Genomic DNA, 13,003 nt, shown 5'->3' with positions numbered 1-13,003 from the left:
CTCGAAGCCTTTCCACAGTTTCGTCATGCGAGGTCTCCTGTGACAAATCCTTTCAAGACCGTGTCGGGCAAGTTGATTATTGCCACCGGCGCCGCAATTGCCGTGATCGTATTGAGTTACACCGCCTATAGCGGATGGCGCACTGCAGAGCGCGTCAATGAGCAAGTCATCGAATTGGCCACCACCAAGGCGCGCAACGCCTCGAATGAAGTGGCAGAGCATCTGGCGGTGGCAACGGCGGCTGGCCGCGCCCTTTCCGGGATGGTCGAGGGATATATGTCCACGGGCGACGCCTCGACCGACGGGCTGATCACCATGCTCGAAGCCTTGCCGATGAAATATGATGATCTGTTTTCCGCGTGGATGGCTGGTCTGCCGAATGGTCCCACCGATCAGTTCCTGACGGGCGAAACCGGGCGCAACGCTGCGGGCGTTTTCTCGCCGTATTGGACCAAGAACGATACGGGCGGTCTGAGCTTCTCGACCTTCAATATCAACGAGACGCAGATGTGGTTCAAAGGGCCTGTCAGCACTGGGGAAGCCCTGTTGACCGAACCCTATGTGACCGACGCGGGCTTCATTTTGACCTCTGTTTCTGTCCCGGTCCGGGCGAATGGAGAGATCGTCGGTCTCGTCGGCGTCGACATCACGCTCAAGGAAATGTCCGATATCCTTGAACAGATGGTGCCCTTTGAGGGTTCGAAAATGCTGCTTGTCGATGGCAGTGGCAAATGGGTGGCCACCCCCGATCCGGCCCTGCGCACGAAAGCTTATGAAGGGCCGGGGGCTGAGGCCTTGCAAACCGCCCTTCGGGAGCGGACGGTTCAAGTGGTTGAGGGCCTGCCCGGCGGTGCGAAGCGGATGATTTATCCTTTTGCGATCAACGGCATGAACACCACTTGGGCGGTGATCCTTGATATGCCTGCCGAGGTTTTCTCGGCGCCCGTGCGCCACGAGGTTTTGACCAATTCGCTTGGGTCGCTGGTGATCTTATTTATGGCGCTCGGGTCGAACTGGTGGGCCTCAACCGTGCTGGTGCGTCGCCCATTGGCCGAAATTCACTGCACCGTGCATGGTTTGGCGATTGGCAATTATGACAGCGAGGTAGAAGGCCTGAACCGCAAAGATGAAATCGGCGCGATGGCGGGGGCGGTCGATATGCTGCGCCTACGGCTGATTGAGCGGCGCGCGATGGAGGCCGAGCAAAAACGCCTTGAGGCCGAAGCCGAGGCCGAGCGTCAGCGCCGTGCGGAGGAAGAAGAGAAATTCCGCGCCGAACGCGAAGCGCGGCGTTTGGAAGATGAAGAACGCGAACGGTCCTTGGCCGCTGCGGCAGAGGCTGACCGCGCCCGCGACGAGGCCGAACGCGCCGCGCGTGCCGCAGAGCAAAACGCCGTGGTGGATAGCCTTGCCTCGGGCCTGCGTGGGCTTGCCTCTGGCAATCTGAACGTCGCCATCGCGCAGAGCTTCCCCGAGGGCTATGACCAGCTGCGGCTCGACTTCAACGATACCGTCGCGCATCTGTCGGATCTGATCGGCTCGATTGGCGAGGCGACCAGCGCGATTGTGGGCGGCGTGCAGGAAATCACCGGCGCGACCAACGGGCTTTCCAGCCAAACCGAGGCCGCCGCCGCCACGCTGGAAGAAACGGCGGCCGCGCTCAATGAGCTTACCGCCTCGGTGCAGATGGCCGCGCAAAACGCCCGCCGGGTGGATACGGCGATGCAATCGGCCACCCAAGAGGCGCAAACCACCACCAAAGTGGTTGAAGAAACCGTCTCCGCAATGGGGGCAATTCAGCAATCGTCCGAGAAAATCTCGCGTATTATCAATGTGATTGATGATATCGCCTTCCAAACCAACCTTCTGGCGCTGAACGCGGGTGTTGAGGCTGCGCGCGCGGGCGAGGCAGGGCGCGGCTTTGCCGTTGTCGCCTCCGAAGTACGGGCGCTGGCGCAGCGTGCCTCGGAAGCGGCGCATGAGATCAATACCCTGATCTCGGATTCCGGCACGCAGGTGAACACCGGTGTGGCGCTTGTGGGCCGGGCGGGCGAGGCACTTGATACAATCGTGCAGTCGATTGCGACGATGTCGGGCTATGTGCGCGAGATTGCGACCTCAGCCGATGAGCAAGCCTCGGGTATTGGCGAGATCAACACCGCGATGAGCCAGTTGGACCGCACGCAGCAGCACAATGCCGCCGGCTTTGAAGAAACCGCCGCCGCTTGCATGACGCTCAATGACCAAGCGCGCGGGCTTGAGGCAATGGTGGCGCAGTTCCAAGTCTCGGGTTCGCGGGCCGACACGACCTATCAAGCAGCCTGATCTCCTGTGTGAAGCTTTCTGGAGCGCCCCGCCGATGCGGGGCGTTCTGTTTTTGGCGGTTTCCGCAAGCGCCATAGAGCGACCCGGCCTTCCCCTGCGCCCGCATCGCTGCTAAACGCGCCGCGAAGGAGCGCCCGATGACCCAGTTCAGCTTTTCCCTTTCCGCCACCGATGGCACCGCCCGCACGGGCGTGATCTCCACCCCGCGCGGCGAGATCCGCACCCCCGCGTTCATGCCGGTGGGCACGGCGGCAACGGTGAAAGCGATGATGCCCGAAAGCGTGCGCGCGACGGGCGCCGATATCTTGCTGGGCAACACCTACCATCTGATGCTGCGCCCGACGGCAGAGCGGATCGCGCGGCTTGGCGGCTTGCACAAATTCATGAATTGGGAGCGCCCGATCCTGACCGACTCGGGCGGGTTTCAGGTGATGAGCTTGGCCTCGTTGCGCAAGCTCACCGAAGAGGGCGTGACCTTTTCGAGCCATATCGACGGGTCCAAACATCACCTGACCCCGGAACGCTCGATGGAGATCCAAAAGCTTTTGGGCTCTGACATCGTGATGGCGTTTGACGAATGCCCAGCGCTGCCCGCGACCGATGCCGAGGTGGCGAAGTCGATGCGGCTTTCGATGCGGTGGGCGCAACGGAGCCGCGATGCTTTTGGCGATCGCCCCGGCCACGCGCTTTTTGGCATCATGCAAGGCGGGGTGACCCGCGAGCTGCGCGAAGAAAGCGCCGAGGCGCTCAAGCAAATCGGTTTTGATGGCTATGCGGTGGGCGGCCTTGCCGTGGGCGAGGGGCAAGAGGCGATGTTCTCTGTGTTGGATTATGCGCCCGGGTTCCTGCCAGAAGACAAGCCGCGCTATCTGATGGGCGTGGGCAAGCCCGATGATATTGTCGGCGCGGTCGAGCGCGGCATTGATATGATGGATTGCGTGTTGCCCTCGCGCTCTGGCCGCACCGGGCAGGCTTGGACCCGGCGCGGGCAGATCAACATCAAAAACGCGCGCCACCAAGATGACCCGCGCCCACTGGATGAGGCTTGCACCTGCCCGGCTTGCCGCAACTATAGCCGTGCCTATCTGCACCATGTGTTCCGGTCGCAAGAGATGATCTCGGGCATGCTGCTGACGTGGCACAACCTGCATTACTATCAAGAGCTGATGCAGGGGCTACGCGATGCGATTGCCGCCGGAACGCTAAGCGCCTTTGTCGCCCAGTTCCACGCGCAACGCGCCGAAGGCGATATCGACCCGCTTTAAACGGTTTTACTGACCCGCGATCAGCACCACCGCCGCGTAATGCGTGGCGGCGGCGGCCAGCACATGGCCGTGCCAGATTGCGCGCGAAAACGGCAGGCTCTTGCGGGTGTAAAACACCGTGCCGAGCGTGTAGATCACCCCGCCGGTGCCCAGCAAAATCAGCACCGCAACGGGCAGCGCTTGCAACAGTGGCCAAATCGCCACCACACCAAGCCAGCCCATCGCAAGGTACAGCACAAAGCCGAACCGCTCACCGCGGTGAAAGAAGCCAAGCTTCATCACCATACCAATGAGCGCGAGTGTCCAGATCGTGGCGGTCATCGCAATGCCCAAGCCGCCGCCAAGGCCAATCAGTGCCATCGGCGTGTAGGTGCCTGCAATCAAAAGATAAATCGCGGCATGGTCAAAGCGGCGCAGCACCGCGCGGGCGGGGGCATAAAGCGTGAGGTTATAGCCCGCCGAAAAGCCAAAGGAGGCGATGAGGCCCACCGCATAAACGATCAGCGGCCAGATTTTCGGCCCCAAACCCGCCATTGCGGCCCAGACCATCATCGCCGAAACAGCCGCCACGGCAAAGACAAGGCCCAGCACATGCATCACGCCATCGGCGAAATGTTCCTTAAAGGAATGGGCAAGCTGGTGTCGTGTCATGGCGCGGAGTCTCTCATGGGGAATGGCCGAGATTATCACGCCTCTGACCCGCTCCAAAGGCTAACGCTGCGTCAGGGGCTGGCCGGGCAGGGGCCGCGGCCCTTAGCGTGCCAGCACCACAAGATCGGCGGCGCGCAGATCGCCCTCCGGGTCGGGCTTGGTGCCCGGTGTGACAAGGCGGATCGTCAGATCAAAAAGCGGATAAAGGTCGCGCAGCGGCGCGCTGGTGCGCAAAAGCTGGGGGCCCGCAACCAGCACCACTTGTGTGCGTTCTGGCAAGGGCGCGGGGGCAGGGCCTTCGGCGGGCATCTGCGCAAGATAGTGGCAAAGCGCGGCACTCTCGAGCGCGCCTTCCTCATCCGCAAAGCCCTCAAGCGGCAAAAGTGCAGCGCTTTCGGGGCGCTTGCTGTTCAGAGCTTCGGCAATCTCGCGGGCAAGCTGCACCTCGCCCGCGCCGGGCGCGCCTGTAACAGCGACCAAGACCCGCGCATCGCCAAGCTGGCGGATATGGCCGGGCAGATCGGCGCGATCCACGCGCAGCTCTGACGCCATGAAGGCGCCAACATCACCCATCGGGCCGTTGCTATCGCCAAGCCAGAACTCTGCCATCCGTTCAGCTCATCGCCGCAATGAGTTGGCCCAAAGCGCCGACCGGATTGTCGGTGTTCCAAATCTCTTCGCCGATGGCAAAGAAGTCGGTCACGGGCGCGGTGGCACGCACGAGGTCCGCGGTCAGCGCGCCTTCGGCAACAATCGGCACTTCGATCATTTCCGACCACCACTCGAAAAGCTCCCGCTCGGGCCGCGCGCCGGTGCCAAGCCCGGTTTCGCCAACCGGGCCAAAGCAGACGTAATCCGCGCCTGCTTCGCCCGCCGTCATGCCCTCGTGTTTAGAGGCGCCGCAGAAGGCCCCCACAATCGCCTCGGTCCCAAGTTCCTTGCGCGCCGCACGCACCGAACGCGCGCCGTCGCTCAGATGCACGCCATCAAGCCCGTGGCGCTCCACCAGCCCAACATGGTTTTCAATCACCAGCGCCACATCATGTTCATGCGCCACAACCCGCACCGCATCGGCTGCGCGCATCACCGCATCTTCATCCTTGCTGGCGAGCGCCAAGCGGATGCAGGCCACCTCATGCGCGCCCAAAACCCGCGACAACAGCGGCGGGAAGATATCAAGGTCGAATGTCGGCGGCGTAAGCAGGTAGATCTGCGGGCGATCCTCGGCCATGGGGCACTCCATCTGGTTTGGTGCTTCTCTAACGCAGCCGCGCGCGCCTTGCCAGCGGCTTTGCGCGGCGCTATCGGGGGGCATGAGCATGCAGATTCCGACTTTCATCCTGATCCGGCCCCAGATGGGCGAGAATATCGGCGGCGCGGCCCGTGCGATGTTGAACTTTTCGCTCAACCGGTTGCGGTTGGTTGCCCCGCGCGATGGCTGGCCAAACCCGAAAGCGGTGGCGATGGCCTCGGGCGCGGCGGGGCAGGTGCTCGATCATGCGGGGGTGTTTGCCACGACGGCGGAGGCGATTGCGGATTGCGATTTTGTCTTTGCCACCACCGCGCGGGGGCGCGAATTGACCAAGCCGATCTACACGCCCGAAGCGGCGATGGCCGAGGCGCGGGCACGGATTGCGCAAGGTCAGAAGGTCGGCGTGATGTTCGGGCCCGAGCGCACCGGGCTCGAAAACGACGAGATCATCCGCGCCAATGCGATCATCACCGTGCCGGTGAACCCGGAGTTCTACTCGCTCAACCTCGCGCAGGCGGTGCTGCTGCTTTCTTACGAATTCGGTCGTCAAGGCAGCGACGCCCCGGCGATTGATCCGGGGTTGGCGGGGTCTGAACCCGCCAATGCGCTCGAGATCGAGAAACTGGGGGACCATTATGAGGAACGGCTGGAACAGGCCGGGTTTTTCTTCCCCGAGACGAAAGCCCCGATGATGAAGCGGAACCTGCGCAATATGTGGAGCCGATTTGGCCTCACCCGCGCCGATGTGCAAACGCTGCACGGCGCGCTGCGCCAGCTGATGCGCGGGCGCGACTAAGCTTGCCTGCGCCCCAAGCCGCGCCCATCCTACCTGGATGAGAAAATCTTTCCGCAAAGCGATTCTGGCGCTTGCCTTTGGGGCGGGGCTGGGCGCTGTTGCGCTTTTGGTGTTTTTTCCGGCGCTGCGCGGAGCGCTTTGCCCAAGCTGCTATGGGTTGGAACAGGTTTCATCCGAACTCTTTGTCGAAGCGGAGATGCCGCTTCATGCACGTCTTGCACTTTTGCGCGAAGTGGCACAGGCGCGCGGGCAGATTGAAGCGGCGCTTGGCCCCGCGCGGGCGCATTTGCGGATTTTGGCTTGCCAAAGCGATGCCTGCGACCGCCGCCTTGGAGGGCGCGGAGCGGCGGCGGTGACCTATTCGCTTGGGCCTGTTTCGGTGGTGCGGCTCGCGCCGCGCGGGCTCTCGCTCACCATTTTGACCCATGAACTGACGCATACCGAAACCCACGCCCGAATGGGTGCCTTGGGGCAGTTGCGCGGGCGCATGCCCACTTGGATGGATGAGGGCGTCGCGGTGATCGTTTCGAATGACCCGCGCTACCTTGGGCCGGGGCAGGGCGCAGAGCGGTGCCTGAAGCGGCCCCGCGCGACCCTGCCGGTTTCGCCCTTCATCTGGGGGCCACTCGCGGGACAGGACCGCGACATTTATGCCGAGGCGGCCTGCGCCACGCTGATGTGGATGGACAAAAACGGTGGTGCGTCAGCGCTTTGGGCACGGCTGGACGCGGCAGAGCCATTGCCCTAAGGGAGGCGCGCGGGCCTGCCCCCTTGCCCCTTGGGCGTGCGGGGCCTAGTCTCGCGCACGATCAAAGTAGGAGCGCCCGATGGGGATGAAACCGTCGAAGAAAGCCAACCGCGCCCTGTTCGAAGAGGTTGGGGTCGAGACGCCAAAGCAAATGCCCGTCACACCGAAAGGCGGCATGATCGATGCACGGCCCAAAGGGGCGCGCGGGGCGGTGGCCTTTTGGATGGCGACGCTCGTGCTACTTGCGCTGGTGATGCTGGGGCTCGACCAAGTTGCGTTGCCCGAGCCTGTGGCCGAAGGACAGGTTTATAGCGGCACCGCGTTATTGGGCCTGTGGCTCTTGGGCGCTTTGGGCTTGGCGATCGGGCGGAAGTTTCCGCGCGGTTGGGGTCTGCGCAGTCTTGGTCTTGGCGCGCTGTGCCTCGTGGCGGTCCTGTCAGATGATCAGGTATTCCTGAAGTTAGACAATGCCTTGGTGGGTGAAGTTGAAACGGCTCAGGTCTCGGTCTTGCCGCAAGCGGGCGATATGCCACCGATGGTGATGCTGCCCGCCACCCCGCCAAGCCCGACCCCGGAGCCCGCTCCCGAAGCCGCACCAGAGGCCGCGCCTTCGGCCCTTGCGCCCTACATCGCGCAGGCTTCGCACTATACGCAGGTGGCGGCTTCCTTCACTGCCGCACAAATTGACCAAATGCGCAGCATCCTCACCGCGCCTGTGCTTGTGGCGTTGCGCGCGGGGCTGGCGCTGATGATCGTGGGCTTTGCGCTTTGGTATGCGCTGCTCTTGGGCCGCAGCGAGGCGGAGTTGATCTCCGCCCGCCGTCAGGGTGAAGCGGGGCTGACGGGCCTTGCCTCTGGCGTGATGCACCTTGGTTTTGTGCAAATCCTGCTGGGGGCGCTTGTGTCCGCGCTTGGCGCGGGCGCGGTTTACATGGATTGGCCGTTGATGGGCGGGGCCTTCTTGCCCGCCGATGCGCTGAGCCTAGAGCCCGTGTGGCGTAACTTCCTTGAAAACCAAGGGCTCGTGCAATTCATGCACCGCATTGCGGGCTATCTGCTTTTGGTGCTGGGCATTGTCGCCTTTGTCCGGTCGCGCCGCTCGGTGCATGGGGTGACGCGCTCGGCCTTTTTGATGGCCTTTATCTGGCTCGCGCTCGCCGCCATTTTGGGCGTGCTCACCCTTCTGCGCGGCGATGCGCTTGAAATGGCGCTCGCCCATCTGGGCGTTGTGGTGCTGATGTGGCTCTTTGTGATCCGTGCCCGTTTCCTTGCGCGATACCCGCGCGTCCAATCCATCCGGAGGTCGTGATGTCTGCCTATGCCGAACTAACCGCGCATCTGCGCGAGACCGAGGCGCTGAGCTGTGTGGCGGAGCGTTTGGGCTGGGATCAGGAAACGATCATGCCGCGCGCGGCGACCGAACAGCGCGCCGAGGAAATCGCGGCACTTGAATCTGTGCTGCATGCGCGCCGCACCGATCCGCGCATTGAAGATTGGGTGACCCGGTCTGAGGCCACAACGGAGGTTGAGGCGCGTGTGCTTGACCTTGCGGGGCGCAGCTACAACCGGGCGAGCCGCATTCCGGCGCGGCTGGCGACCGAACTGGCCCGGCTCACCTCGCTTTCGCAAGGTATCTGGGCCGAGGCGCGCGCCGCCGAAGACCCGACGCATTTCCTGCCGACGCTTGCGCAGGTCGTGGCGCTGAAGCGCGAAGAGGCGGCCTGTCTGAGCGAAGGCGATCTTTATGATGCGCTGATGGAAGATTACGAACCCGGTGCGACGCATCGCCAAATTGGCGCGATGTTTGACCGGATGCGCCCGCGCATTGTCGCTTTGCGGGAAAAGGTGCTGGGCATTGCGAGCCAACCGAAAGCGATGGATCAGGTCTTCCCAGAAGCCGCGCAACTGCGCATGGCGCGGATTTGCGCCACCGCCTTTGGCTATGATTGGACAGCGGGTCGGCTTGATCTGGCGGTGCATCCGTTCTCGTCGGGTTCGGGGCGTGATGTGCGCATCACCACCCGCGTGGTCGAAAGCGAGCCGTTCAATTGCCTCTATTCCACCATCCATGAGGTGGGGCATGCGTGTTATGAACAAGGTATCGACACGGCCTATGCCTTCACGCCGCTCGGGCGCGGTGTGTCGATGGGCGTGCATGAAAGCCAAAGCCGGATTTACGAAAACCAGTTGGGCCGCTCTGCCGCCTTCACCGGTTGGCTTTACCAGCGCATGGTCGAAGGCTTTGGCGATTTTGGCGTTGCCGATGCTGAAAGCTTCCATGCCTGCGTGAACCGGGTGAACCCGGGCTACATCCGCACCGAAGCGGATGAACTGCATTACAACCTGCATATCATGATGCGGTTCGATCTGGAGCGCGCGCTGATCACCGGAAAGCTGGAAGTGGCCGATCTGGAAGAGGCGTGGAACACCCGCTTTGAGGCTGATTTCGGCGTGAAGGTGGACCGCCCCTCGCATGGGTTCTTGCAAGATGTGCATTGGTCGGTCGGCCTCTTTGGCTATTTCCCGACCTATAGCTTGGGCAATGTTTATGCGGGCTGTTTGCACAAAACCATGCGGGCCGAGGTAGACGGGATCGACGCGGCCTTGGCCCAAGGCACGGCAAAACCCGCGACCGACTGGCTGCGTGAAAAGTTGCAAGTGCATGGCGGCCTGCGCCCGCCGCGCGAAACCATCGCCCATGCCTGCGGGTTTGAGCCCTCTGAAGCGCCGCTGCTTGAGTATCTCGAAGAGAAATTCAGCGCGATTTACGGGTTGTAACGGGGCAGGGGGCGCTGCCCCCGTCCTTGCAGGACTCCCCCCGGGATATTCGATAAGGTCGAAGAGCAAAGACACCTGATCTTCGACTTGGTCCAAATATCCCGGGGGTGAATTTGCCCCTTAGGGCAAAGAGGGGGCAGCGCCCCCTTTTTTATGCCACCGAGGTGAATTTGTTGGCCGCTGTGGTGATCAGGCTTTTGGCGTGGGTCATCCCCGCAAAGCGCGCAGCGAGCGTTTTCGGCCCGGCGGTGACGCGGAAATAGTCGTAAGCCTTGGGGCGATCAAAGGCGCAAAGATATTGGAAATGCAGCCGGAAGAAGCGCCAACGGAGTTCCTTCCATCGCGCGGGGCTGAGCGTTTGCGTGAAGGCGGCGGAGAGCACCAGCGGATGGCGCTGCCCCTGAGGCCCCACGCCCGAGACGCGCACCGGATCACAAAGCGCAAAGGCGCAGCCATCGCCCGGCGCGGTGACATCGACCCAAGCCAGTTCCGCGCGCGTGCAAAGATAGGCCAGATCACCGCGCAGGCGATGCGCTTTGGGCAGGTAGCTGACCATCGGCACCACATGGCCCAGCGAGAGAAACCCAAGCGCCGGGCCAACGGCGGGCACGCGGCCCGCGCGGATAAGATCGGCCAAGATCGACACCGCCAGATGCGCGCCCGAGGAATGGCCGACGACCAAAACCTCGTCCCAATCCTCTTGCAAAGTTTGCGCGATGGTCTCACCAAATTGCGCCATGCGGGCTTCAAGCTCGGGCGGGTTCGCGCCGCCCCAACGCGCGGTAAAGGCGTAGTCGTGCATCAGGTAATAGGCGTAAAAGGTGCCGTCTTTTTTGCGAAACCAGCGCAAGAGCCCGAAGACAACGCCCAAGCCCGCAAGGGCCGAGACCCCGGTGGTGAGGAACGGCAGCACACCGGGCACGGAAAAGAGCGAGACCGCCCAGCCCAAGTAAGCCGCAAGCCCGGCATAGGTGCCAAAGCCCAAGACGAGCGCGACAAGAAGCTGCAAAATCAGCGCAAAAATCGGGTAAAGCGCGGCAATGACCGGGCCTTTGCGCAGCCGCATCAGCCGGAAAAGTGCGCCCGAAGCGATATAGGCCCAAGCGGTGCGCAGCAATTGCCCATAGGTCGCCGGGATCGAATTGGCCATGCTGTCGCGCACGATATCGGCCCAGATCAGCACCTCGATATCGGCCTCGACCGCAGCGCCGTCTTGGGTGGAGGTCACATGCCAGCCATAGGGGCCGCCGCCGCGTTTGGGCGCAAGGGTGAGGTCATAGCCCGAAATCTGCGCCTGTGCTCGGCCTTCCTTGCGGTAAAGCTCGCGGTAGCGGCGCGGGTGGATCGGGTCATAACCGGGGATGTAGAACACCCGGCGCTTGGCAACGTCTTGGGTCATTTGGGGCCTATCTTGCGTGCTTTGTTCTCGGCACGCTAGCAAAAAAGCCAAGCCAAAGCTGTGACTTATGCCCCATTCCAGCGCGCAACATTGCTACGAATGGCGCGCATCCGTGCCTCGGTCGCGGGGTGAGAGAGAAGCCAAGCAGGGGTGGCGCCCGCGCGCGCGCCGGTGAGCGCATCAAGCTTTTCAAAGAGGCTAAGCTGAGGCTCTGCACCAATGCCCGCCTTGATCAAAAGGGCGGAGGCGAATTCGTCCGCCTCATATTCGTCCTTCTGGCTTAGCTTCGCGGCCACGGCGGCAGTGATCAAATTGGCGATCCACGGGCCGATGAAGGGGATGAACCGCCCTAAAACGCCCGCAAGCAGCACGCGCAGCAGGTTTTGGCCCGAGAAATCCAGCATCCGCCGCTTGGCATGGCCGCGCGCAACATGACCGATTTCATGCGCGATGACCGAGGTCAGTTCCTCTGGGCTGACCTTGCCCGCGCGGTAAAGTTCCATGAACCCCTCGGTCAGAAAGACCCGGCCATCGGGCGCGGCCAAGCCGTTCACCTGCGGAATTTGATAAACAAAGACCGGGAGCCGTTCGACCCCGAGCGCGGTGCGCAGACGCTCCAGATAGGGCGCAAGACGCGTGTCATTAAGCGGGCGCGACTCGGCTGTGAGTTTGCGCATCGTCGCGCGGGCCGAGAAATGCCACATCACAAGGCCGCCCGCGATGAGCAGCAAGAAGGGAAGAAGGCGAAGCAATAGGACCATGTTTCACAAATGGGGTTGGGTGCGGGCGGTTCAATCCCCCGTCGTAGCGGGGGCGGGGGCCTGATCACTGTCTTTGGCGGGGCGGCGCAGGGTGCGGGCGAGCCACAGCCCCAGCCCAATTGCCACCGCGCCTGCCGTGATCAAGCCAAGCACGTTGCCCGCCAGATCGGCGGCGGCATCAAGATTGGCGCCAAAGACCATGCCGAGCCCGATATAGGCGCTGACCCAAACCAACTCGCCCGCGACATCGGCAAGCGTAAAGCGCGTGTGGCCATAGCCCGAAGCGCCCGCGGCAAGGTTCACCCAAGGGCCAAGCGCGGAAAAGAGCCAACGGCTGAGAAACACCGCCACCGCGCCGTTTTGCGCGAGTTTTTCCAAAGCCACGGTAATAAGGGCCGCGCGTTTCGAGCCCGGCGGGGGCAGCAAATGCCCCGCCTTGCGGCCAATGACATAGCCGATCTGGTCGCCCATCAGCGCGCCGCCAAAAGCCGCCAGCGCCACGGGCGCGAGCGCCAAATCCCCCGAGGCGACAAAGGCCCCGGCAGCGATCATCATCAAAGACGAGGGCACGGGCAGCGCCAAGCAGCTGAGAAGCGTGGTCAGCCCCACTAGCCAAGGCCCATACAGGGGCAGCGCCGCCAAGAACCAATCGGTCAGATCGGTCATGAGCCGGGGGCCGCCTGTTTTGCGGCGACAAGCGCGGGCAGGCCGGTTTCGAGACGGGCGATCAGATCGGGCAGGGGAACATTGATCTTGCGGGCAATCCGATCGAGCGTGGGCGGGCCTTTGCCCACAAGCTCGGGCCCGTTTTCAATGCCCAAAACGCCATCCACCTGTTCAACAGGCAGATGCCAACTGCGGGCGATATAGCCCGGTGTCATCCAGCCCTCGGGCGCTTGGTGCTGGTGTTCGGGGTTCGCCCAATAAAGCGTGCGCACCACGATCCGCCCGCCAAAAAACGTGGCCAGAAGCGCGGCCAGCACAAAGGCAATCAGCGCGCCGCGTTGTTCGCGCCACAATCTGCGCAA

General features: G+C 63.0%; 13 protein-coding genes. 6 read left to right on the top strand and 7 right to left on the bottom strand.

Annotated elements, in window-relative coordinates; translation table 11 throughout:
- Positions 1-39 precede the first annotated feature (39 nt).
- Positions 40-2,325: a methyl-accepting chemotaxis protein gene (locus CRO18_RS14470; RefSeq protein WP_097082658.1), complete on the top strand. Its 2,286-nt coding sequence runs from the start codon at positions 40-42 to the stop codon at positions 2,323-2,325.
- 137 nt (positions 2,326-2,462) lie between these two features.
- Positions 2,463-3,590 (top strand): tRNA guanosine(34) transglycosylase Tgt, encoded by a 1,128-nt coding sequence (tgt, locus tag CRO18_RS14465; RefSeq protein WP_076484580.1) that lies wholly within the window; start codon positions 2,463-2,465, stop codon positions 3,588-3,590.
- Positions 3,591-3,596: 6 nt separating this feature from the next.
- Here tgt and CRO18_RS14460 read toward each other — a convergent pair whose 3' ends face one another.
- From CRO18_RS14460 to CRO18_RS14450, 3 genes are all read right to left on the bottom strand, one after another.
- Positions 3,597-4,241 carry a hemolysin III family protein gene (locus tag CRO18_RS14460; RefSeq protein WP_076484581.1) on the bottom strand — a complete coding sequence of 215 codons (645 nt, stop codon included), beginning with the start codon at positions 4,239-4,241 and terminating at the stop codon, positions 3,597-3,599.
- Between the two features lie 102 nt (positions 4,242-4,343).
- A complete protein-coding gene (locus CRO18_RS14455) occupies positions 4,344-4,850 on the bottom strand; it encodes a hypothetical protein (protein WP_097082657.1) in 507 nt (168 codons plus the stop codon).
- 4 nt (positions 4,851-4,854) lie between these two features.
- Positions 4,855-5,472 carry a thiamine phosphate synthase gene (locus tag CRO18_RS14450; protein WP_097082697.1) on the bottom strand — a complete coding sequence of 206 codons (618 nt, stop codon included), beginning with the start codon at positions 5,470-5,472 and terminating at the stop codon, positions 4,855-4,857.
- A gap of 88 nt (positions 5,473-5,560) precedes the next feature.
- Between CRO18_RS14450 and CRO18_RS14445 the strand changes: the two genes are divergently transcribed.
- The 4 genes from CRO18_RS14445 to CRO18_RS14430 all read left to right on the top strand — a co-directional run bounded on the left by CRO18_RS14445 (position 5,561) and on the right by CRO18_RS14430 (position 9,815).
- Positions 5,561-6,289 carry an RNA methyltransferase gene (locus CRO18_RS14445; protein ID WP_373455190.1) on the top strand — a complete coding sequence of 243 codons (729 nt, stop codon included), beginning with the start codon at positions 5,561-5,563 and terminating at the stop codon, positions 6,287-6,289.
- Positions 6,290-6,326: 37 nt separating this feature from the next.
- Positions 6,327-7,037: a hypothetical protein gene (locus CRO18_RS14440; protein ID WP_097082656.1), complete on the top strand. Its 711-nt coding sequence runs from the start codon at positions 6,327-6,329 to the stop codon at positions 7,035-7,037.
- A 79-nt stretch (positions 7,038-7,116) separates the two neighbouring features.
- Positions 7,117-8,346, top strand: coding sequence for a COX15/CtaA family protein (locus CRO18_RS14435; protein ID WP_097082655.1), 1,230 nt, complete (start codon positions 7,117-7,119; stop codon positions 8,344-8,346).
- Positions 8,346-9,815 carry a carboxypeptidase M32 gene (locus CRO18_RS14430; RefSeq protein ID WP_097082654.1) on the top strand — a complete coding sequence of 490 codons (1,470 nt, stop codon included), beginning with the start codon at positions 8,346-8,348 and terminating at the stop codon, positions 9,813-9,815. Before CRO18_RS14435 ends, CRO18_RS14430 begins: the two co-directional genes overlap by 1 nt.
- 151 nt (positions 9,816-9,966) lie before the next feature.
- Here CRO18_RS14430 and CRO18_RS14425 read toward each other — a convergent pair whose 3' ends face one another.
- From CRO18_RS14425 to CRO18_RS14410, 4 genes are all read right to left on the bottom strand, one after another.
- Positions 9,967-11,214, bottom strand: a complete 1,248-nt coding sequence (locus CRO18_RS14425) for a hypothetical protein (protein WP_097082653.1) — start codon at positions 11,212-11,214, stop codon at positions 9,967-9,969.
- A gap of 65 nt (positions 11,215-11,279) precedes the next feature.
- Complete coding sequence (locus tag CRO18_RS14420) at positions 11,280-11,966, bottom strand: M48 family metallopeptidase (protein WP_097082652.1); 687 nt, start codon at positions 11,964-11,966, stop codon at positions 11,280-11,282.
- Positions 11,967-12,005: 39 nt separating this feature from the next.
- Positions 12,006-12,641: a DedA family protein gene (locus tag CRO18_RS14415; protein WP_097082651.1), complete on the bottom strand. Its 636-nt coding sequence runs from the start codon at positions 12,639-12,641 to the stop codon at positions 12,006-12,008.
- Positions 12,638-13,003 carry a hypothetical protein gene (locus CRO18_RS14410; RefSeq protein WP_143128655.1) on the bottom strand — a complete coding sequence of 122 codons (366 nt, stop codon included), beginning with the start codon at positions 13,001-13,003 and terminating at the stop codon, positions 12,638-12,640. The genes CRO18_RS14415 and CRO18_RS14410 overlap by 4 nt, the downstream gene beginning before the upstream one ends.

Source organism: Rhodobacter sp. JA431, from assembly GCF_900217725.1.
GTDB classification, from domain to species: domain Bacteria; phylum Pseudomonadota; class Alphaproteobacteria; order Rhodobacterales; family Rhodobacteraceae; genus Rhodobacter; species Rhodobacter aestuarii.
This window is presented reverse-complemented; position numbering and strand designations above follow the sequence as displayed.